The organism is Flagellimonas sp. HMM57 (genome assembly GCF_021390175.1).
Taxonomy (GTDB): Bacteria; Bacteroidota; Bacteroidia; order Flavobacteriales; family Flavobacteriaceae; genus Flagellimonas.
In genome coordinates this window covers 2,634,091-2,656,883 of record NZ_CP090004.1, presented here as the reverse complement: position 1 = coordinate 2,656,883, position 22,793 = coordinate 2,634,091, and the positions used below count along the sequence as shown (strand labels likewise).

20 protein-coding genes are annotated in these 22,793 nt (G+C 38.6%); 14 read left to right on the top strand and 6 right to left on the bottom strand.

What is annotated here, in order from left to right:
- Positions 1-365 precede the first annotated feature (365 nt).
- From LV716_RS11630 to LV716_RS11615, 4 genes are all read right to left on the bottom strand, one after another.
- A complete protein-coding gene (locus LV716_RS11630; RefSeq protein ID WP_163417985.1) occupies positions 366-2,675 on the bottom strand; it encodes a S9 family peptidase in 2,310 nt (769 codons plus the stop codon).
- A 160-nt stretch (positions 2,676-2,835) separates the two neighbouring features.
- Positions 2,836-3,360: a DUF4136 domain-containing protein gene (locus tag LV716_RS11625; protein ID WP_163417984.1), complete on the bottom strand. Its 525-nt coding sequence runs from the start codon at positions 3,358-3,360 to the stop codon at positions 2,836-2,838.
- Positions 3,361-3,425: 65 nt separating this feature from the next.
- Positions 3,426-4,427, bottom strand: coding sequence for a GTPase ObgE (gene obgE / locus LV716_RS11620; RefSeq protein ID WP_163417983.1), 1,002 nt, complete (start codon positions 4,425-4,427; stop codon positions 3,426-3,428).
- Between the two features lie 38 nt (positions 4,428-4,465).
- Positions 4,466-5,572 carry an adenylate kinase gene (locus tag LV716_RS11615; RefSeq protein ID WP_163417982.1) on the bottom strand — a complete coding sequence of 369 codons (1,107 nt, stop codon included), beginning with the start codon at positions 5,570-5,572 and terminating at the stop codon, positions 4,466-4,468.
- A gap of 116 nt (positions 5,573-5,688) precedes the next feature.
- On the opposite strand from LV716_RS11615, the gene LV716_RS11610 reads away from it, so the two are divergent.
- The 8 genes from LV716_RS11610 (at position 5,689) to LV716_RS11575 (ending at position 12,496) form a co-directional block, all read left to right on the top strand.
- Positions 5,689-6,843: a 5-(carboxyamino)imidazole ribonucleotide synthase gene (locus LV716_RS11610; protein WP_163419430.1), complete on the top strand. Its 1,155-nt coding sequence runs from the start codon at positions 5,689-5,691 to the stop codon at positions 6,841-6,843.
- Between the two features lie 3 nt (positions 6,844-6,846).
- Positions 6,847-7,335, top strand: a complete 489-nt coding sequence (purE, locus tag LV716_RS11605; protein ID WP_163417981.1) for a 5-(carboxyamino)imidazole ribonucleotide mutase — start codon at positions 6,847-6,849, stop codon at positions 7,333-7,335.
- 214 nt (positions 7,336-7,549) lie between these two features.
- Positions 7,550-9,580, top strand: a complete 2,031-nt coding sequence (locus tag LV716_RS11600) for a M3 family metallopeptidase (RefSeq protein ID WP_163417980.1) — start codon at positions 7,550-7,552, stop codon at positions 9,578-9,580.
- 54 nt (positions 9,581-9,634) lie between these two features.
- Positions 9,635-10,138, top strand: a complete 504-nt coding sequence (locus tag LV716_RS11595) for a GbsR/MarR family transcriptional regulator (protein WP_163417979.1) — start codon at positions 9,635-9,637, stop codon at positions 10,136-10,138.
- A gap of 52 nt (positions 10,139-10,190) precedes the next feature.
- A complete protein-coding gene (locus LV716_RS11590; RefSeq protein ID WP_163417978.1) occupies positions 10,191-10,631 on the top strand; it encodes a hypothetical protein in 441 nt (146 codons plus the stop codon).
- A gap of 10 nt (positions 10,632-10,641) precedes the next feature.
- Positions 10,642-11,529 (top strand): cyclopropane-fatty-acyl-phospholipid synthase family protein, encoded by an 888-nt coding sequence (locus LV716_RS11585; RefSeq protein ID WP_163417977.1) that lies wholly within the window; start codon positions 10,642-10,644, stop codon positions 11,527-11,529.
- Positions 11,530-11,708: 179 nt separating this feature from the next.
- The gene (locus LV716_RS11580; protein WP_163417976.1) at positions 11,709-12,263 is read left to right on the top strand and encodes a sigma-70 family RNA polymerase sigma factor; all 555 of its coding nucleotides are present in this window, start codon (positions 11,709-11,711) and stop codon (positions 12,261-12,263) included.
- A 2-nt stretch (positions 12,264-12,265) separates the two neighbouring features.
- Positions 12,266-12,496 carry a hypothetical protein gene (locus LV716_RS11575; protein ID WP_163417975.1) on the top strand — a complete coding sequence of 77 codons (231 nt, stop codon included), beginning with the start codon at positions 12,266-12,268 and terminating at the stop codon, positions 12,494-12,496.
- Here LV716_RS11575 and LV716_RS11570 read toward each other — a convergent pair.
- Positions 12,493-13,317 (bottom strand): hypothetical protein, encoded by an 825-nt coding sequence (locus LV716_RS11570; RefSeq protein WP_163417974.1) that lies wholly within the window; start codon positions 13,315-13,317, stop codon positions 12,493-12,495. The two genes, LV716_RS11575 and LV716_RS11570, sit on opposite strands and share 4 nt — an antisense overlap.
- Positions 13,318-13,442: 125 nt before the next feature.
- Between LV716_RS11570 and gcvP the strand changes: the two genes are divergently transcribed.
- From gcvP to LV716_RS11550, 4 genes are all read left to right on the top strand, one after another.
- Positions 13,443-16,292: an aminomethyl-transferring glycine dehydrogenase gene (gene gcvP / locus LV716_RS11565; protein WP_163417973.1), complete on the top strand. Its 2,850-nt coding sequence runs from the start codon at positions 13,443-13,445 to the stop codon at positions 16,290-16,292.
- Between the two features lie 161 nt (positions 16,293-16,453).
- Positions 16,454-17,512 carry a 3-oxoacyl-ACP synthase III family protein gene (locus tag LV716_RS11560; RefSeq protein ID WP_163417972.1) on the top strand — a complete coding sequence of 353 codons (1,059 nt, stop codon included), beginning with the start codon at positions 16,454-16,456 and terminating at the stop codon, positions 17,510-17,512.
- Positions 17,513-18,034: a methyltransferase gene (locus LV716_RS11555; RefSeq protein WP_163417971.1), complete on the top strand. Its 522-nt coding sequence runs from the start codon at positions 17,513-17,515 to the stop codon at positions 18,032-18,034.
- Between the two features lie 65 nt (positions 18,035-18,099).
- The gene (locus tag LV716_RS11550; protein ID WP_163417970.1) at positions 18,100-18,945 is read left to right on the top strand and encodes a glycosyltransferase family 2 protein; all 846 of its coding nucleotides are present in this window, start codon (positions 18,100-18,102) and stop codon (positions 18,943-18,945) included.
- Between the two features lie 524 nt (positions 18,946-19,469).
- On the opposite strand, the gene pafA is transcribed toward LV716_RS11550, so the two are convergent.
- On the bottom strand, positions 19,470-21,143 hold the full coding sequence (pafA, locus tag LV716_RS11545; RefSeq protein ID WP_163417969.1) for an alkaline phosphatase PafA: 1,674 nt from the start codon (positions 21,141-21,143) through the stop codon (positions 19,470-19,472).
- Between the two features lie 119 nt (positions 21,144-21,262).
- On the opposite strand from pafA, the gene LV716_RS11540 reads away from it, so the two are divergent.
- Positions 21,263-22,000: an ABC transporter permease gene (locus tag LV716_RS11540; RefSeq protein WP_163417968.1), complete on the top strand. Its 738-nt coding sequence runs from the start codon at positions 21,263-21,265 to the stop codon at positions 21,998-22,000.
- Positions 22,000-22,767 carry an ABC transporter ATP-binding protein gene (locus LV716_RS11535; RefSeq protein WP_163417967.1) on the top strand — a complete coding sequence of 256 codons (768 nt, stop codon included), beginning with the start codon at positions 22,000-22,002 and terminating at the stop codon, positions 22,765-22,767. Before LV716_RS11540 ends, LV716_RS11535 begins: the two co-directional genes overlap by 1 nt.
- The last annotated feature ends 26 nt before the right edge of the window (positions 22,768-22,793 follow it).

The window sequence follows — 22,793 nt, the reverse complement described above, 5'->3', positions numbered from 1 at the left end:
TAATTTTTGAAAATAGAACCCTTTAAACGAGAACCGATATAAGAAAAGAGATAATTAATTTGGCTAAGGTTATCATGCTGTTCGTTTTTTGATTACGGGGTAAAAATACGTCTACCACACTCAAGTTTAAATAGGTTTATGACCAGTGGCAAAAATGAAACTGCGAACGGCAACGGCACTTAGCGTTCAAGGTTATTTCTTTAAACTCCCTCAGACTGAGTATTACGTATCACGCGAAGTGCTAAAAACTTTTAGAGCCAAGAAACAAGATTTCCCATCTTGATTCTTGGCTCTTTTAGCAAAACGGTCTTGTCTCCGATACCTCTATAACTCTACCTAGAGGCAATTCATTTTGTTAGTTTCACCTAATCCTTCAATGGCGTTGGAATCTCCTTATCTCCCAAATGCTTGGCATAAAAGCCCATCATAGTCTTATAAAGTTCTATCCTGTTCTCTTCTTTACCAAAACCGTGGCCTTCATCATACTTTACCAAATAGGGTACATCAAAACCTTTACCCCTTAATGCACTCACAATTTGGTCAGATTCATCAATGTTCACCCTAGGATCGTTAGCTCCCTGAACCACAAATAAGGGTTTCTTGATTTTATTGATTTGATACACTGGCGATACTTCTTCCATTATTTTCTTTTCTTCGGGAATATCTTCATCATACCAAATTTCCTTGATGATTTTCAAATAGGGTTTCCAATATGGAGGTATGGTTTTCATAAATGTAAATATGTTGGAGACGCCAACGTAGTCTACTCCACAGGCATATAAATCCGGTGTCTTGGTCAAACCGCGCAGTACTGCATAACCTCCGTGGCTTCCGCCATATATAGCCGCTTTATCAGCATCTACCCAAGCTTGGTCAATTACGTACTGTAGCCCATCTTCCACATCGTCCATAGCCTTTCTACCGATTTGTTTAAACCCAGATTCTAAAAACTCTTTACCATAGCCACCAGAAATCCTAAAATTAACTTGAAGGGTAGCATATCCCCTACTAGCAAATAGCTGCGCTTCCGGATTAAAGCCCCAGGAATCACGTATTCCTTGAGGACCACCATGGGGATTAACGATCACCGGTACCTTTTGACCTGCCAAAGCTGCTTTGGGCAATGTAATATACCCGTGTAAAGTAATGCCATCCCTACTCTTAAAAGTGATGGGGCGCATCTCGGACATATCTTCTTCCTTGAGCTGAGGCATTAAATTATAAAGAAACTTAAACTCATCTTTCTTCACATCGTAAGAATGGTATTCGCCATATAATTTATCACTTTGGATGAAAACCAAAAGATTGTTCTCATCATCTGTAGCATCTGCGATACTATACTGTTTCCCGGGAAATTTTTTGGTAATCTTATTATGGAGCTTGGTGTAAGAGTTACTAACGGGCACAATCTCCGTTTTTTCACCTTCAAATACGAAGTAATCCAATTCATAACCTCGTTTTTTGGACATATGCATATCCTGAACGTCATATTGATCGTTGGAAAAAACCTTTTTGAGTATTTTACCTTCTTTTAAATCGTAAAGAACCACTTCGGCCTTATCGTTATCCAAATTGGAAATCATATAAGCATCGTTGGGATTTTCAGTGGCATAATTAAATTCCAGTATCCCAAATGCATCCTTCCAATTAAGGCTTTTAACGATTTTATACCCTCCATTACCATCTTCATAGTAAAGGTCCTGTTCCACACCATCCCTTATTTTGGTATATGCCTTTAGATTGCCATCTTTATCAAAATCATAGCCTGCTATGGGATTTTCAGGATCATCATTACTAAATAGCTGTTTTAGCTCTCCTGTTACCACATTGACCTTATAAGGTTCAAAAACTTGCGGATTGTTTTTGTTCATGGACACGATGATATGATCTTTATCCTCTTTAAGAAGCTCAGTAAACTGGGCTTGAATCCCATCGAACGGAGTTAAATCCTTTAAGTCTGACCCGTCTAAATCTACGGCGTAAACGTGGTAGTTTTCGTCTCCGCCCTTATCCATAATATAAGCCAAACGCTCATTGTTAAGCCAAGCATAACCCCTCACCAGTTCTTCTTTCTCCTCAATGGCCTTTTTTACTTCACCTGTTGAGATATTTTTGACCATCACATGCCTTTTTCCGTTTTCATCTTTTTCGCGATAGGACATATACGTGCCATCAGGAGAAAAACGGAAGGTTGAAGCTTTTGGCCTCGCAAAATAGTCTTCTACGGTATATCTGTAATCGCCCTTATCCAATGATGCCAATGCCAATAATTCTTCATCGGAACTTACCAATGAAGGATTTCCCGGAATAGTTTTATCCTTTTTCTCTAGGTTCAAGGGAAGCTCCATACCGCCTTGATAGAATGTTCCTTTCATAGTAGTACCTTCGAGAGCACCTACATATTTGATTCCTGCTTGCTTAAAGACAATGGTCAATTGATTATCCTCAAACGAAGTTTCATCCATTGGAATACCCGTTGCACCTTGCGATGGACTATCCATGGTCGATGTTAAAGCCCCATTTTCCTCGGTCACATCAAAAACCAGAGGCATTTTGTTTCCTTGTACTTCCAGAGTTCCTTGCCAAGAACCTGAGATATCCTGTGCAGATGTTGTTATTCCCATTAGTAAAAAGAGGATAACCCCTCCAAGTTTAAAATTTAGTTTTGTTTCCATGTTGTTCAAATAAATTAATATGAGTAGTGATTGCCAAATGCGTTAATAGGACTATTTTTTAACATCCATGTTACATTCTTGAAGCGATAAATGTACAAGGGAAAAATAATTAGGTGAAGTATAATATGACAAACGGTAAATTAGCTTTAGCCAACGGAATTTACTTTTTTTCCGGCGGAAATTTTGAAAATACCTTATCCACTACCGCTCTAAGTTTCTTTTCGCGCACACTTGGAGATGCATTTTCCCGAAATCCGCTTTCGCTCGAAGCCTGCCAGAACAATGCATCCTTTTCGGCATCTACAAAATCAAACTGTATTGCCCGTTGAATTCCAGAATTCCCAACGGGTATTCCAATGGACAGACCACCACCAACATTTCGTCCAGTGCCTCCAACACCTAATCCTACATTATTATTTGGTGCACTTCTAAACTGGTTACTAAGTATGTTCACATAAAAGTCTGGCTCTTCAGCAAGAATGTATCCTTTTGAATGCAGCGTAGAATCCAACACCCGTAAGAGTCTCTTTTCATCTAGACCGCTCAATCCAGAATCCATATCAGAAAAATAATTATAGCTGGTGTAGTTAGAAAAATTTGTGGATTTATCGTAATCGTAATTCACGCGCACACTGGCACAAGAGGCCAAAAAACAGGAAAGCAATATGGTAGCAAGGTATCTCATTTCTTCCTTTTAAGAATACCTATAAATTTAATCAATTATTAGATTCAGATGAAATGGGAACAGGCTTATTCGTTCAACAATTTCCAAAGGTCATCTTTCAGCTCTTGAATACCCTGTTGCGCCACCGAAGAAATAAATCGATAATTTACATTCTTGAACTCCTTGTCAAGTTCTTCTTTCATTTCTTGCATCAGTTCTTCATCAAGCATATCGCTTTTAGATATGGCCACTAGTCTTTCTTTATCAAGAAGTTCAGGGTTATAGCGTTTTAATTCATCGAGTAGAATTTCATATTCTCTATAGATATCATTGCTATCTGCCGGAATCAAAAAAAGCAAGGTCGCATTACGCTCAATATGGCGCAAAAAATAATGGCCCAGTCCCTTTCCCTCTGCAGCTCCCTCAATAATTCCTGGAATATCTGCCATAACAAAACTTCTAAAATCACGATACTCAACTATCCCCAAGTTTGGTTTCAGTGTAGTGAATTCGTAGTCTGCAATTTTTGGTTTAGCAGAGGTCATTACAGAGAGCAACGTTGATTTACCGGCATTGGGGAAACCCACGAGCCCTACATCTGCCAGAACTTTTAACTCCAAGGTAATCTGAGCTTCTTCACCGGGAATCCCGGGCTGTGCATACCTTGGAGTCTGATTGGTAGCACTTTTAAAATGCCAATTGCCACGACCTCCCATTCCTCCTTTGGCAGCAATTTTTTCCTCACCGTTCTCGGTAATTTCAAAAAGGATTTCATTCGTCTCGGTGTCTCTGACCACAGTGCCCAATGGCACATCCATGTATACATCTTGACCGTCTGCCCCTGTACTACGGTTCTTACTGCCATGCTCACCATGACCAGCTTTAAAGTGCTTTTTAAATTTGAAAGTGACCAACGTCCAAAGATTGCTGTTACCACGAACAATAACGTGGCCTCCACGTCCACCGTCACCACCATCTGGGCCTCCTTTAGTAATGTATTTCTCGCGATGTAAATGTACTGAACCTTTACCACCATTACCGGAAGCAACATGTACTTTTACATAATCAACAAAATTACCTTCGGTCATGGTTCTTTTGAAAAGATGGTTAAAAAAAGAAAATGAATTTATAGGGTATCGATAACCTCGCCCAAACGCTCGGAAATCTCAGAAATCTCTCCTATTCCGTTTACCGAATGAAACTTACCCTGTTCTTCGTAATATGCTTTTAAAGGGGCCGTTTTTTGATTGTACTCATCAAATCGGTTGCGTATTTTACCTTCATCCTGATCATCGGTACGTCCACTTAGCTTTCCGCGTTCCAACAAACGTGCAACTAAAATATCATCATCCGCTTCTAAAGCAATAGTTGCATTGATCTGCATATCCTTCGAGCCTAAAAAGTTATCCAATGCTTCAGCTTGTGCCGTTGTTCTGGGAAAGCCATCAAATATAAAACCAGCAGCATCCGGATTCTTCTCAACTTCTTGTTTTAGCATATCAATGGTAACTTCGTCCGGTACTAAATCCCCTTTATCCATATAGGATTTTGCAAGCGCACCAAGTTCAGTTCCGTTTTTAATATTGTACCTAAAAACATCCCCTGTGGAGATATGCTTCAGATTGTATTTTTCTTTTAAAACATCGGCTTGGGTTCCTTTTCCCGCTCCCGGCTTTCCAAAAAGCACTAGGTTGATCATAGTTGTTTGATTTAATTGATATACTTCTCTTAAATTTCTTCCTAATTCGTTGTAATCCAATCCATATCCCACAATAAAAGTATCTGGAATTTCCATTCCTACATAGTCGATGGCATACTCTCCATTATAGATATCCGACTTGTAAAACAATGAAGCAATCTTGAATTCCTTTGCGTTGGTTTGGGAAAACAGATGTACTAATTTTTTCAAGGTTCTGCCCGTATCTATTACATCTTCCAAAATAATCACACTACGCCCTTCAATATCTTCGGGCACATCCAATAAGGTCTCTACGATTCCGGTTGAAGTCAAACCCTGATAAGAGCTTAATCGAACAAAAGAAACCTGACACGGAAATTGATATGCCTTTAGAAAATCGGAAACAAACATGAAAGCCCCATTGAGCACACCCACAAAAATGGGGGTCTCATCCTTGTAGTCCTCCGCTATTTCCGCTGCTATTTTTTCTACGGCAGCTAAAATTTCCTCCTCCCCTAAATAGGGCTTAAAAACCTTATCATGAAGTTTGATCAAATCGTCATTAATTTATCAGGTTGGCAAAGATAACACTTTTAAGAGCGCTTTGTCCTTTGGACTTGCATCGCTTCAAGGAATTCACGTATTTTTGTTTTCATTCCAATTACAAATCAATGGACTTTTTCTCTTCCAATTTTAAACTCGGTATTTTAGGCGGTGGTCAATTGGGCAAAATGTTATTGTACGAAACCCGAAAATGGGACATTCAGACTAAAGTAATGGATGCTTCCCTAGATGCTCCTTGTCGAATAGCATGTGATGAATTTGTACAGGGAAGCCTAATGGATTTTGATGCTGTTTATCATTTTGGGAAAGCTGTTGATCTATTGACCATCGAAATCGAAAATGTCAATGTGGATGCACTGGAAAAACTAGAAAATGAAGGGGTACAAGTATATCCTCCCACAAAAACATTGAGAACTATTCAGAATAAGGCAACGCAAAAATTATTTTATACAGATAACAAAATCCCTACTTCGCCATTTTCTCGATTTGCCTACGCCTCAGAAATCGAGGACAGCATTTCCAATGGTGGACTTCAGTTCCCGTTTGTGTGGAAAAGTGCCCAGTTTGGATATGACGGACAAGGTGTTAAAGTGGTCCGTTCCTTAAGGGATTTAGAAGGATTGCCCAATGTGGAATGTATTGCCGAAGAACTAGTTGATTTTAAAAACGAGCTGGCCGTCATTGTGGCACGAAATACTAAAGGAACCGTAAAAACCTATCCTGTGGTTGAAATGGAATTTCATCCTGAAGCCAATCAAGTGGAATATGTTATCTGTCCTGCTAGGGTTGAAGCAGCAGTGGCTAAAAAAGCTACAGAGGTCGCTTTAAGGGTATCTGAAGGACTAGAACATATTGGGTTGCTTGCCGTGGAATTGTTCCAAACCAAGAACGATGAAATTCTAGTGAACGAAGTTGCGCCAAGACCCCATAACAGTGGCCATTACAGCATTGAAGGAAGTTACACCAATCAATTTGAGCAACACATTAGAGCTATTTTGGGATTACCTTTAGGTAAAACGGAGAGCAAGGTTGCTGGTGTCATGGTAAATCTGGTAGGTGCCGAAGGGCATACAGGAGATGTCGTCTATGAAAATATAGATTCCATTCTTAAAATGGATGGGGTCACTCCCCACGTATATGGAAAAAAACAGACACGCCCATTTCGAAAAATGGGACACGTAACCATTGTGGACGAGGATATGGATAAGGCAAGAGCAACCGCTCAAAAAGTAAAGGAAACCATTAAAGTAATAAGCAAATAAACTATGAGCAAAGTAGCCGTAATCATGGGAAGTACAAGCGACCTTCCCATAATGCAAGATGCCGTTGAAATTTTAAAGGGTTTTGACATTGAAGTGGATGTCGACATTGTTTCTGCGCACCGTACCCCAGAAAAACTATTCGATTTTGGCAAAAACGCCCATAAAAATGGATATTCCGTTATTATAGCTGGTGCAGGCGGTGCAGCGCATCTACCTGGCATGGTAGCTTCTTTATCGCCTTTGCCCGTAATAGGAGTACCCGTAAAAAGCAGTAATTCCATTGATGGCTGGGATTCGGTACTTTCCATTCTTCAAATGCCCGGCGGAGTTCCCGTTGCCACAGTAGCTCTTAACGGAGCCAAAAATGCAGGTATTCTTGCCGCCCAGATTATTGGGGCTTCGGACAAATGTGTACTGGACAAAGTTGAAATCTATAAACAAGGTCTAAAAGAAAAAGTCATCAAAGGAGCGGAGGAAATTCGAAATAAGTAGTCAGTAGTCAGTAGTCAGTAGTCAGTAGTCAGTAGTCAGTAGTCAGTAGTCAGTAGTTAGTAGTTAGTAGTTAGTAGTTAGTAGTTAGTAGTTAGTAAAAAGGTATATCAACTACCATAAAATCAATTGAATAAAATTCAAGAATCGAACGATCCAAAAATCCATTTTACAGTATTTTTCCCAATACTCAATACTAAAATCTCATATCTAGAAAATGAACAATCCCCTTCTTCAACCTTTTGATCAAGCTCCCTTTGAGCAGCTAAAGAATGAACATTTTAAACCAGCTTTCGTACAGGCTATCGAAAACACCAAAAAAGAAATTGATAAAATTGCCAATAACCCAGAGGCGCCTACCTTTAAAAACACCTTGGAAGCTCTGGATTTTTCAGGTCGGCAGTTGGATAGAATCTCCAGCGTTTTCTTCAATCTGAATTCTGCCGAAACCAATGATGAAATTCAAAAGATTGCGCAAGAAGTCTCTCCACTATTATCCGAATTCAGTAATGATATCACGTTGAATGAGAAACTTTTTAAACGAATTAAATCAGTCTACGAGCAAAAAAATTCCTTGAATCTTTCCGTAGAACAGCAAACCTTGTTGGAGAAAAGGTACAAAAGCTTCAGTCGTAATGGTGCGAATCTTGGTGATGATGCTAAAAAAAGGCTTCGAAAAATCGATGCCGAATTATCAAAACTGAAATTAAAGTTTGGAGAAAACGTTCTGGCAGAAACCAATAAATTCGAATTGCTCCTTACAGATGAGAAAGATTTAAGTGGCCTCCCTAACGGAGCCAAAGAAGCAGCAGCGCAGCTGGCAAAAGCTAAAAATAAAAAGGGCTGGCTCATAACATTGGACTACCCTAGCTATATTCCTTTTATGAAATACGCTGACAACAGAGAACTGCGCAAGAAACTTTCGCTCGCCTTCGGCAGTAAAGGATTTCACAATGATGAGCTAGATAACCAAGAGAACGTGCTAAAGATTGCCACACTCAGGCATGAGAGAGCCAACCTCCTAGGGTACCAAACCCACGCACATTTTGTTCTCGAAGAACGCATGGCGGAAACACCAGAAAAGGTACATGAATTTCTAACAGAGCTCTTGGAGAAAGCCAAACCAGCCGCAAAAAAAGAATTTGCGGCATTAGAGGGTTTTGCAATAGAACTTGATGGTATCTCTCAATTGGAAAAATGGGATAGCACCTATTATTCAGAAAAATTGAAACAAAAACTGTTCAATTTAGATGATGAAAAACTAAAGCCCTATTTTAAGTTAGAAAATGTAATCGATGGGGTTTTCAAAGTTGCCGAAAAACTGTTTGACCTCAACTTCAAAGAAGTTTCAGGTATTGAAAAATACCACGAGGATGTAAAAACATATGAAGTTTACGATAGTTCTAAAAATCTGGTTTCACTGTTTTATGCCGATTTTCACCCAAGACCCGGAAAACGGGGCGGAGCTTGGATGACTTCGTACAAGCCGCAATATACCTTAGATGGTAAAAATAGTAGACCCCATATTTCCAACGTCTGTAATTTCACCAAGCCCACTACCTCAAAACCATCGCTACTAACGTTTAACGAGGTGACTACGCTTTTCCATGAGTTCGGGCATGCGTTGCATGGAATGTTGGCAAATACCACTTATCCAAGTCTTTCGGGGACATCAGTTTATTGGGACTTTGTAGAACTCCCAAGTCAAGTGCTGGAAAACTGGTGCTATGAAAAGGAAGCTTTGGAACTATTTGCATTCCATTACGAAACAGGGGAACTGATTCCCATGGATTTGGTCGAAAAGATAAAGGAGTCCGCAACGTTTCAGGAAGGGATGGCAACGCTCCGTCAATTAAGTTTTGGCCTTTTGGATATGGCATGGCATGGAACCGACCCCTCGAATATTAACAATGTAAAAGAATATGAGTCCAAGGCTTTTGAAGGTACCAACTTGTTCCCTGACACACTTGAAACCTGTATGAGCACAGCTTTTTCCCATATTTTTCAAGGAGGCTATTCTTCTGGCTATTACAGCTATAAATGGGCAGAGGTTTTAGATGCCGATGCATTTGCTTATTTCAAGCAAAATGGCATATTCAACAAAAACATAGCGAGTAAGTTCAAGGAACATGTTCTTTCCAAAGGTGGCACCGAAAATCCTATGACGCTCTACAAACGTTTTAGAGGAGCAGAGCCCAGAATAGAATCTTTATTGGAACGAGCAGGACTTATTCAAAAAGTGAGTTGATTTTTATACTTTCAATAATTTTTGAAATCACAAAAATATTCTTATCTTTGCTATATGGAATATCAAGAGGCAAAAGATAAGTTTATAAGTACCTGGGGAAGCTTGGGTACGCTTTGGGGCATAAATAAAGCCATGGCCCAGATACAAGCCTTACTTTTTATTTCCACCAAACCATTGACTACTGAAGAAATTATGGAGGAACTTCAAATTTCAAGAGGGAATACTAGCATGAACGTTCGCCAATTAATCGATTGGGGCATTGTGACCAAAGAGTTAAAGGCAGGAGAACGTAAAGAATATTTTTCCACCGAAAAAGATGTACAGGAATTGGCTAGGGTAATCGCCAAAGAACGTAGCAGACGAGAAATAAAACCCGTAATCAAGACTTTGGAGGAAATAAGCTCAATAACCGACGATGGCACCGAAAAAACCAAAGAGCTGGTTAAACAAACAAAAGCTTTACACGATTTAGCCAAAACTGCTGACAACCTTTTGGATAAGGCAGTGAATCATAAACAAAATTGGATGAGCAATACGTTGCTCAAATTATTAAAATAATTTTTTTGAAATTTTAATTTCAATATTTTCTGAAACTTTTAAAATACTGATCATGAAATATAATGTTCCAGATTGGCTTATTATTTTAGGTGGGATTGGTCAAATCTTTACCGCGCTGATCTATCCCTATATAAGGCACAAGGTTTTTGATTGGTACAACGATGTAAAACAGCTAAAACCCTTAAATCAGGAAATTGCAAAAACCTACGGGAGGTACATTCAAGGGTTAAACTTTTCTTTTGGCTGTATTGCCATTCTTTTGACCACCGACCTACAAAACGGAACCCGATTGGCCATGGCCCTAACTGGATTGATAGGAGCTTATTGGATAGGGAAAGTTGCCACCCAAATAGCGTATTACCCCATGTACACCATCCCACAACAACCTATATTCAAGTTTGGCAGTTACTTTATGAACACCCTGTTCACGCTATTCGCAGTGGTCTTTGCCTGGTTGTTCGTCAACAATTGCTTACAATATTTCAACAGTTAAAAATTCCGTTATGAAAGATCTAACCCTAGAAAAACAATACTACGCTACTGAAAACAATCCAAAAATAGAAGTGGATATTATCGACTTCTATAACGAAGCAACGGAGGATTATGAATTCTGGAGCAAGGATTTCAATATGCATTTTGGGTATTTCAATCTTTTTAAAACCAACCCATTAAAACGGGATGAAATGCTGAATGAGATGAACAAACAAGTTCTAGGTCGATTGAATATAGGTAAAAGCAAAAGCCTATTGGCAGATTTAGGTTGTGGGATGGGCGGCAGTATGAGATACGCATTGAAAAGGAATAAAAACCTTTCCGCAATTGGCGTTACCTTATCCGAATTCCAGGTAAATGAAGGCAATAAACTTTTAAAGGATTTGAACGCAGTTATTTTAAAGGAAAACTACAATAGGACTTCTTTGGTCTCTAACTCTTGTGATGGTGCCATCGCTATAGAAAGCTTCTGTCATTCAGGACATGATAAAGCTTCATTTGCTGAAGCCTATCGAATTTTAAAACCCAATTCGAAACTTGTCATTGCCGATGCGTTTCTGAAAAAAGATGCAGAACAACTTTGTTATGGCAGTTCCATGGCATACAACAAACTCTGCGATCATTGGAGTCTTGAAAAATTGGGAGCTATTAAAAACGTAGTCAACGATTTAAAGAAGGTTGGGTTTAAAAACGTAGCAGTAGAAGATATCTCATTTAGAGTTGCTCCTTCCGTACTTCATGTTCCCTTTGCCATAGTCGGTTTTATGTTCAAAAAACTTTGGAGGAACAGAACGTTAAAAAAAGAAAGTTTGCATAATCTTAAGGGTTCGTTCTATGCTTTGCTATCTGGCTTGCACATGAAAAGTTTTGGGTATTATTTGATTACCTGTACTAAATAGATAATTTAAAAATAGTTGGGGATTTCATATTACGTATCAGTTTGTGATCCTTAAAATCATAACAAAAAGCCAAATTCCAAGTTCATGAACATTTTGTGATACTTTTTAAAGTCGTTTGCAGTGTACAAAGCATGAAATCATTAATTAAAATCTAGTACTTTTGGTACTTCTTAAAAGATATGGCAGCAAACGAACTTAAACCAGATACTTGGATTGACCTTTATGCAGATTATCTCTTCAACTATGCAGTAGCAAGAGTTAGCGATGCGGAAATTGCGAAGGATTTAGTTCAAGAAACATTTTTCGCAGGACTCAATTCGGCAAAAAACTATAAAGGTGACGCAGCCGAACGAACATGGTTAATCGCAATTTTAAAAAGAAAAGTTATTGACCATTACAGAAAAATAAATTCTAAAAAAGGAAAGGCAGAAGTTCGTGTAAATTATAATGCCAGTACAGATTCTGAAGGAGATTGGCTGGAAGAACAGGTTGCAGACCCTTTTAGCAAGGAAGGTGACAGTGCAATGGAAAACGAAGAGCTGGGTGTTGCCATTCAGGAATGTATTTCAAAATTACCCAAAAAACAGTCTTTGGTTTTTAGCATGAAAACTATTCAGGGAATGAGTACCGAAGATATTTGTAATGAATTGGGAATTAATCCGTCCAACTTGTGGGTGATGATCCATAGAGCACGTACTGCACTTATGGGCTGCCTGAATCAAAATTGGTTTTAGTTATGAAGATTTCGTGCGAGCAGGCCTCGAACATATGTAATAAGTCACAATATAAAGAAGCTAGTTTTTGGGAAATACAAAAACTGAAGCTTCATATTTTAATGTGCAAGACATGCGCAAAATTTACCAAAAAAAATACTGCATTGACTTCGCTTTGCGATAAAGCGGGCCTTAATGTGCTTTCAGAAAATGATAAAGAGGAAATGCGCAAAAAACTGAAAGAACATCTTTAGAAAATCCTGTTCAAAATTAGATTTGAGCAAAACCAAATGACTGGTATACCCTCTACCCAAAATGAAGCAAAATAGTTAGGTTTCATTTTATCTTTTAAAGTAAATATTCCTATCAAAATAATGGTTACCAAAAGACTGGATACAACTTCTTTTTTGGTTAAATCGTCCTTTAAAAAGCTCATAGCAAAAAAACCGAAGATCAATAGAATTCCCAACGCTTTTGTTTTTGCCACACCTAGCACTTGGGGCAATGTTCTCAAACTTTTATTATCCCAATCCATATCCCGTATCTCAAAGGGTAAAATAAGTATGAGCACTAAAACAAACCTTTGAACCAAATACAGCCAAATATCATCCGTTAGGGTCAGTTTGGCATCCAGAGCAGGCAATAAAACCGTAAACCCGGCCCATACCGAGGCAACAATATAAATTTTGAAACCACCAAGACTTCTTAAATTTTTTGCGTTGGGCAATAGCGGTACAGCATAGAGCGTGGAAATGAAACCTAAAACAGTAGTTGCGATCCATATTTCTTTTTTTAAATGCAACAAGAAATAGAAAGCCAATAGAAAACTTAAAAAACTTAGAATCTGGATATTTTTTTGATACACATTCGATACAATCAAATATTTCTCTGCCTCCACTCCGTATTTAACAAAGTTATAGCACACTATGGTACCGCAGAAAATAAACCCGCTTAAGTAAAGATTTGATGAAATGTTTAACATTTGGTTCGTTACACCTGCTAAAGAAACCACAGCTAGTGCCACATGAATACTGGCGTCCAAATAAAAATTAAAAAAGTTTTTTAACAATTTCATTAAACAGAATTAGCCCGCTTGTAAAAAAGGTTGATTTCTAGTTGACAACTTTGAATCCGCTGTCACCAAAATTGCCCATTTTCATTGAATTAATCCCTAATTTTGTGGACTTTATTAAACTAGCTATGAATACAGAAGTATTTGCCCACAGACACATTGGGATTTCAGAAAAAGACCTTGAGCACATGTTCAAAAACATTGGGGTTGAAAACATGGAGCAACTGATTTCTGAAACTATTCCAGATGATATTAGACTAAAAGAACCACTGAAACTCCCAGAAGGAATAAGCGAACATGAGTTCCTTTCCCATATTCAACAGCTATCAGAAAAAAATAAGGTTTTTAAAAGCTATATCGGGTTGGGATATCATGAGAGTTTAACACCATCCGTTATAAAAAGAAACATTCTGGAAAACCCAGGATGGTATACTGCTTATACTCCATATCAGGCTGAGATTGCCCAGGGCCGATTGGAAGCCTTGTTGAACTTTCAGACCATGGTATGCGATTTAACAGGAATGGCATTGGCAAATGCTTCACTTTTAGATGAAAGTACTGCTGCAGCGGAAGCAATGACCATGCTGTTCGATGTTCGTTCAAGACAACAAAAGAAAGATGGTGCACTTAAATTCTTTGTTTCCGAAGAAGTGATGCCCCAAACCTTAAGTTTGCTTCAAACACGATCCACTCCACTTGGAATTGAATTGATAATAGGCAACCATGAAGAATTTGATTTTTCCGAAGGATTTTATGGTGCTTTGCTGCAATATCCGGGCAAACACGGTCAAGTACATGATTATGCGGATTTTGTACAAAAGGCAAAAGTAAATGATATTAAAGTTGCCGTTGCCGCAGATATTCTCAGCTTGGTTTTATTGACGCCTCCTGGTGAGTGGGGCGTGGACGTTGTGGTAGGCACTACGCAACGCTTTGGAATTCCTTTAGGATATGGTGGACCACATGCAGCGTTCTTCGCTACTAAAGAAGCTTACAAAAGAAGTATTCCTGGAAGAATTATAGGCGTTACAAAAGATACCGATGGAAACCGTGCCCTGCGAATGGCATTACAGACCAGGGAGCAGCACATTAAAAGAGATAAGGCGACTTCCAATATTTGCACCGCTCAGGTCTTATTGGCCGTGATGGCGGGAATGTACGCAGTTTACCATGGACCGGATGGACTAAAATTCATCGCCAACAAAGTACACAATACAACAAAACTTCTTTCCAAAGAACTCGAGGCATTGGGATTACAACAAACAAACACTGCTTTTTTTGATACTATCAAAATAAAAGTTTCGGATTCAAAAAAACTGAAGACTATTACTGAAGAGAATAGTATAAATCTCAACTATATCGATGCTGAAACAGTTTCCATTTCTCTGAATGAAGCTGTTTCCCAAAATGACCTTGAACTTTTAATTTCCTGTTTTGCTGAATCTGAAAATACGGAACAGGAAAATTCTTCTGCTGATATTACGGACGCAATTCCAAGTTCTTTGCAAAGAAAAGCTCCATTTTTGGAGCACAAAGTCTTTAACTCCTATCATTCCGAAACAGAATTGATGCGTTACATCAAAAAATTGGAACGAAAAGATTTGGCATTGAACCATTCCATGATTTCTTTGGGCAGCTGTACCATGAAACTCAATGCAGCATCGGAAATGCTTCCGTTGAGCTGGGCAAATTGGGGTAATATCCATCCTTTTGTACCGCTTGATCAGGCGGAAGGATATCAAGTAGTTCTAAATGAACTTGAAAAGCAATTGAATATTATCACAGGATTTGCAGCTACATCATTACAACCAAACTCGGGAGCCCAGGGCGAATACGCTGGATTGATGACGATTAGGGCATATCATGAATCCCGTGGAGAAGGACACCGAAACATTTGTATCATTCCTGCCTCTGCCCATGGAACCAACCCTGCATCGGCCGTAATGGCGGGCATGAAGGTGGTCGTTACAAAAACAGATAAAAAAGGAAATATAGATGTTGCCGATTTAGAAGAAAAAGTACAATCGCATGCTGAAAATCTTGCTGCTTTGATGGTGACATATCCGTCTACACATGGTGTATTTGAATCTTCAATCATTCATATAACCAACCTAATCCATCAAAACGGCGGTCAAGTGTATATGGACGGTGCCAATATGAACGCACAGGTCGGCCTTACCAATCCAGCCGTTATCGGTGCCGATGTATGTCATTTAAATCTACACAAAACCTTTGCAATACCGCATGGCGGAGGCGGGCCCGGTGTAGGACCAATATGCGTAGCCGAACAATTAAAACCTTTTCTTCCCACAAACCCTGTGATTGAAACTGGAGGAGACCAAGCAATAACAGCAATATCCGCAGCACCTTGGGGTAGCGCACTGGCCTGTTTAATCTCGTACGGGTACATTAAAATGCTTGGAACAAAAGGACTCACAGAGTCCACAGAAATTGCAATTCTAAACGCCAACTATATCAAAGAAAAGCTCAAAGGCAAGTTTGATGTTTTATACGCAGGGGAAAAAGGAAGAGCTGCCCATGAGATGATTATAGATTGTAGGCCCTTTAAAGTAAACGGTGTAGAAGTAACAGATATCGCTAAGCGTCTTATGGACTACGGTTTTCATGCTCCTACGGTATCCTTCCCCGTTGCAGGAACCATGATGATAGAACCTACGGAAAGTGAGAGTCTTTCTGAATTGGATAGATTTTGCGATGCAATGATAGCAATTCGAGAAGAGATTGATGAGGTAAGTACGGAAGATTATAACAATGTGCTTAAAAATGCACCGCACACCTTAGAAATGGTAACTAACGATAATTGGGATTATCCTTATAGTAGACAAAAAGCGGCTTTTCCATTGACTTATGTTCACGAAAATAAGTTTTGGCCCACAATTAGAAGGACCGATGAAGCGTTTGGGGATCGTAATTTAATCTGTACTTGCACGCCTATTGAGGCATATGCCGAAGCATAGCCCAACCACTATAAAACCTATAAAAATTCCTGATTTTATTGGAGAATCGAGAGCTTTTATGTTTTACCGTTTAAAAGAATTACGCTTGAACATCGTAAGCATTATTATGCATGCATAATAAACTTGTCTACTGTGATTAACTTTACGTTTAAAACCTCGACATGAAAATTGGCATCACCGGCACCGGAAGTTATATTCCATCTGTTATCACAAAAAATGAAGACTTTTTAGACCATGAATTTCTAGGAAGTGATGGAGCAACTTTTGGAGATAACAACCCTGTCATCATTGAAAAATTTAAATCCATCACAGGAATTGCAGAACGGCGTTATGCGCAAGCTGAGCTAAAAACTTCGGATTTAGGGTATTTGGCAGCAGAAAAAGCTATTGAAGATGCGGGAATAGAGAAAGAATCGCTGGACTATATCATTTTTGCCCACAATTTTGGTGATTTGACACCTGGAAAAATTCAAGGGGATACATTGCCAAGCTTGGCCACTAGAGTAAAGCACCTACTAAAAATTAAAAATCCTAAATGTGTTGCTTACGATATGATTTTCGGTTGCCCTGGCTGGATTGAAGGAGTCATACAAGCCAATGCATTTATCAAAAGTGGTTTGGCAAAAAAATGCCTTGTTATCGGTGGCGAAACGCTTTCCAGAGTAATAGATGAGTACGACCGTGATAGTATGATTTTTTCTGATGGCGCTGGCGCTACTGTCATAGAAGGTGATTCGACGTCCGGTGAAATTTTGGGCCATACCTCGGCTACATACGCCAATGAGGAAGCATATTATCTGTTTTTCGATAAAACATATGCCAGTGAAGGGTGCTCTGATACGAGATATATAAAAATGCACGGGCGAAAAATTTATGAGTTCGCCTGTACCCATGTCCCAAAAGCTATGGCAACTTGCTTGGATGAAAGCGGAGTGTCCGTTGACGAAATCAAAAAGGTCTTTATCCACCAGGCTAATGAAAAAATGGACGAAGCCATTATAAAACGGTTTTATAGAATATATGGTAAGAGAGCTCCAAAAGACATTATGCCCATGAGTATCCATAAACTGGGCAATAGTTCTGTAGCAACAATTCCCACACTCTTTGATTTGGTGCGAAAAGGGGAACTGGACCAACATGAAGTAAAAAAGGGAGATGTTGTTATATTTGCAAGCGTTGGCGCTGGTATGAACATCAACGCCATTGTTTACAGATATTAGATGTACGAAAACAACTTTCCCAACAAACGTTATAAGCACACATTAGCCTTTTTACAAAAGCACATAAATACTTCGGAATCTATTTTAGATTTGGGTGTGGAAAATCCGTTTTCTGAAATCATGAAATCCAAGGGATATCAGGTTGAGAATACGGGAGGAGAGGATTTGGATGTAAATTTTGAAACCATTGTCGATTCTAATGCAGAAGTGGTTACCGCTTTTGAAATTTTTGAGCATTTAGTTGCCCCCTTCAATGTCTTGAAAGAAACTAAAGCACAAAAATTGGTGGCGAGCATACCTATGCGATTATGGTTTTCATCTGCGTACCAAAGCAAGACCGACCCCTGGGACCGACATTACCACGAATTTGAGGATTGGCAGTTTGATTGGCTTTTGGAAAAAGCAGGATGGACTATAAAAGATACGGCCAAATGGACAAACCCCACAAAAAAATTAGGTTTTCGCCCCTTGTTACGACTTTTTACTCCAAGATACTACATTGTCTATGCAGAGCGTGAATAACTCATGAATTGTTTGAAAGCATTAAATCATTGGCATATCTCTATAGTTTTTTGGAATTTTAGCGTATGCGAATAAGCATTATCATTCCTGCCCATAACGAAGAGGCCTATCTTACAGCATGTCTAAACTCGTTGGTTGCACAAACCCATTTGCCAGATGAGGTTATCATTGTGGATGACAATTCCAGTGATAAAACCTTTTCCATTGCCTCAGATTACGCAAAAAAATATAACTTCATTAAAGTTTTACAACGTGTGTCAACAGATGTACATATACCTGGAAAAAAAGTGGTGAACACCTTCAACTTTGGTTTGCGACATGCTTCAAATTATGATTTAGTAGGAAAGTTTGATGCCGATATTATCCTTCCATCTAATTATTTCGAAGTCATGTTAAATCATTTCCAAAGCAACTGGAAGTTAGGAATGTGCTCCGGATTACTTTACATAAAAAAGGGAGAAGAATGGGTTTATGAAAATATCGCGGATAAAAACCATATTCGTGGTCCCATTAAACTCTATCATAAAGCTTGCTTTAATAAGATTGGCGGATTGCGTCCTGGAGTTGGTTGGGATACCGTAGATGTGCTCTTGGCCAAATACCATGATTTTGAAACAAAAACCGACCCTGGGCTAAAAGTGAAGCACCTTCGTCCTACGGGACATGGTTACAGCTCCAAAAATTATAAAATTAAAGGCCAGGCTCTGTACAAAATGAGGTACGGAATCCTGCTTACGAAAATAGCTGCGTTAAAGATGGCATGGCAGGCAAAAAGCCCAAATCTCTTCTTTCAAATGCTTATAGGTTACTTCAAAGCGGTCATTCATCAATTGCCAAGATATGTCTCTAGAGAAGAAGGTAGCTTTATCAGAAAATATCGATGGAAAGGTATTTGGTCAAAACTGTCTTAAAACATTTCTGAAAAACAACTTTAAGATAAACATTCCATTTGCTGATTATATTATCATACAGAAATCTGAAATTTCACTTTATTTTTTATCTCTTAATTGATATATTTTAACATTTTTATATAGTTGATTATCAATTGTTTAATTCATAACAGGTATTCATCAATTCAAACTATAATACATTACACTTGCAGACTATTTTTAAAGCAAAACTATATGCCTTCGTGATGAATGAACTACGTGATATCATAAACATTTTTTAAGTAGGATTTTTTCTTAGAAATTACTCTCAGGTTTTTGTCTTTTTAATTGCAGTAAGTCAATTACAGACGTAAATTTCTGGTCAGGACTATTTTGATAACAGGGTAGAATACATGGTGGGTTATTTCTGTACCCTATAGAATATACTTGCCTCATGACGAAATTGCTGATAAGAAATGTAATGGATACGCTGGAACCAGTAATGAAATTGATGCCTTACATATAAATTGAATGCAACCAAAATATAAGAGATGGTTTCATTTAAATCAATCCAATACCTCAGCTATTGGTTCACCTGTTGTCCCGTTCGGGAAAGCAATACCAAGCAATGTGGCAATTGTTGGTGCAATGTCAGGAATCTCCGTTCTTTTTGCGGTACTTCCTTTTTTTATTCCGTTTCCGTATAGCAACAAAGGTACATGAGTGTCATAAATCATTGGCGAACCATGGGTAGAACCTGTTGCCATGTAAGAAGCAAATCCTGGGGGCTGAACATAAAGTATATCGCCAGACCTTTTTTGGTTCCATCCATTTTGTAAAATATAGGGTAATCCAGAAGTGTAGGCATTATTCCACATTTGATAACCTGTATATACTTTTTCGATACCATCGTATGTAAGCATTTCACCAGCAATTTCTTCCTCTACATCATCTAAATCCATATCAAGGTTTGCAATCACTTTTTTATCCAGAAAGATTTGGGAATTGCTCATCCCTTTGACAATGTCCGTTGTTCCATATTTATACATCAAAAACTCGTCAAATCTTTTTTTGTTACTATCAAAATCCAGATATCCCGCTGGAATTCTTTGATCTTTTAAATATGCTGGAACATTTATGGCTCCGTGATCTGCAGTTAAAAATACCGTATACTCACCTTTACCAACTTTCTCGTCCAGAGCGGCAAGGATTCGTTCCAGATCCAAATCCAATCGTAAGTAAGTATCTTGAATCTCTTTGGAATTGACTCCAAATTTATGTCCGATGTAGTCCGTACTTGAAAAACTTATTGCCAGAAAATCAGTAATGGCATCTATGCCTAAATTCTCTTTCTCCAAAGCTTCCAATGCAAAATCTGCAGTAATACTATTTCCATAAGGCGTATACTTCAAAATCTCAAAATCCTTGTTCTTATCCAATAAGTTCGGAGTACTGTGCGGAAAAACCGGGGTTACTTCGTCTTCAAATGGACTTTCATAGTTGTTATTATCACTACCACTTTCTAAATAAGTGGCAATATCCTTTAATGTAGTCCAAGGTTTTTTGTATTCTTCTATTTTCCCCGATGCATTAAAATCCATAACCCATTTAGGAAGTTCTTGCATATAATAGGAACTACTAATCCATTTACCTTTGTTATCCCCTTCAAACCAATAGGCTGCGTTGGCCATATGGCCTCCGGGCAGTACAGCTCCTCTATCTTTTACGGCCACAGCTATTACTTTGCCACGTTTTTGGGTATGTAACCTCAATTGATCGGTTATGGTCGTGGTCAACATATTATTAGGTGACATCTTGCCAGCATTTGAGGTTGTACCTACAGAATTATAATTATCATCGCCTGCGCAATATAAAGACCTGTCCCTTACCTTATCATACCAATCGTTGCCAATGATTCCATGAACGGCTGGCGTTGTTCCTGTGTAAACAGATGCGTGCCCAGGACCCGTACTGGTTGGGGCATAGTTAAAATGATGATTTTTACAGTTAAATCCATCGTTCACCAAACGCTTAAAACCACCTTCTCCATAATGATTCCAAAAACGCGTTAAATAATCATATCGCATTTGATCAACAACAATACCTACTACAAGTTTTGGTGATTGGGCAATTTGAACAGGTTGCTCCTCAACAATTGCATTCTTTTTTTTACGCTGGGCCATCATGCAAGCAGATATGGAAAGAGCAACTAAAACAAGTAAAAATGTATATTTCTTCATGGAAAGGATTTGCTTATAAACGGGTACAAAACTATTCAATAAAACCTATTAAATTTTAAATCAAGGTTAAATGCACGGCAATATTCTTATTTTTATGTCCGCAAGTCTACATTTAGCGCATGAATTATCTTGAAGCGATTGGAAAATACTTCATTATGACATGGGAGGTTTTTAAAAAACCCACCAAATGGTCAATTATGAAATCCCTTATTTTGAAAGAAATCGATGAGCTAATTTTTGGCTCTTTGGGCATCATCATATTTATAGCATTTTTTATAGGGGGCGTTGTTACCATACAAACTGCTTTAAACCTCAACAATCCATTTCTACCAAAAAGTCTAATCGGTTTTGCTGCACGGCAATCGGTCATACTTGAATTTGCACCCACATTCACTTCAATAATTATGGCAGGAAAAGTTGGCTCCTATATTACTTCAAGCATTGGAACCATGAGGGTTACCGAACAAATAGATGCCCTAGAGGTAATGGGCGTAAATTCCTTGAACTATTTGGTATTCCCAAAGATCATAGCTATGCTAATGTATCCTTTTGCCGTTGCTGTAGCCATGTTCATAGGAATTTTAGGGGGATGGATTGCCGCAGTTTTTGGAGGTTATGCCCCGAGCGGAGAGTTTATAAAAGGGCTACAAATGGATTTTGATTCGTTTCATGTGACCTATGCATTCATAAAGACATTGGTATTCGCCTTTGTAATTGCAACGGTACCTTCCTATCATGGTTTTTTTATGAAAGGTGGTGCTCTGGAAGTTGGTAAGGCCAGCACCACATCCTTTGTTTGGACCAGTGTTGTTATCATTATTCTCAACTACATTCTTACACAATTAATGCTAGGGTAATGATACAGGTAGACAATATACACAAGTCATTTGGAGATGCTCACATTTTAAAAGGTATCAGCGCAACTTTTGATAGCGGGAAAACCAATTTGATCATAGGACAAAGTGGATCGGGAAAAACCGTCTTTTTAAAATGCCTTTTAGGACTCTTTGAGCCGGAACAAGGTAATATTAATTATAACCAACGTTTATACTCCAGTCTTTCAACAGCTGAGAAACGAGACTTAAGACAGGAGATGGGAATGGTATTCCAAGGAAGTGCTCTTTTCGATTCTATGACGGTCGAAGAAAATGTTATGTTTCCCCTTAATATGTTCACAAAGCAAGCAAAAGCTGAAAAGCAAGATCGCGTAGATTTTGTACTGGAACGTGTTAATCTAGTAGAAGCCCATAAAAAATACCCTTCAGAAATTTCTGGTGGAATGCAAAAAAGAGTTGCGATTGCACGAGCTATTGTCATGAACCCAAAATACCTTTTCTGTGACGAGCCCAACTCAGGTCTTGATCCTAAAACAGCTATTTTAATAGATACCCTTATCCAAGAAATTACAAAGGAATACGATATCACTACCATAATCAATACCCATGACATGAACTCTGTTATGGAAATTGGTGAAAAAATCATCTTTCTCAAAGATGGACTTAAAGAATGGGAAGGGACCAACAAAGAAATCTTTAAAACGGATAATGAGGCAGTCACCAATTTTGTGTATTCTTCAGAACTTTTCAAAAAAGTACGTCAAATGTACATTGAGGAAAGAAATTAGGCACTTCGGCTTCAAATCGTAACTCT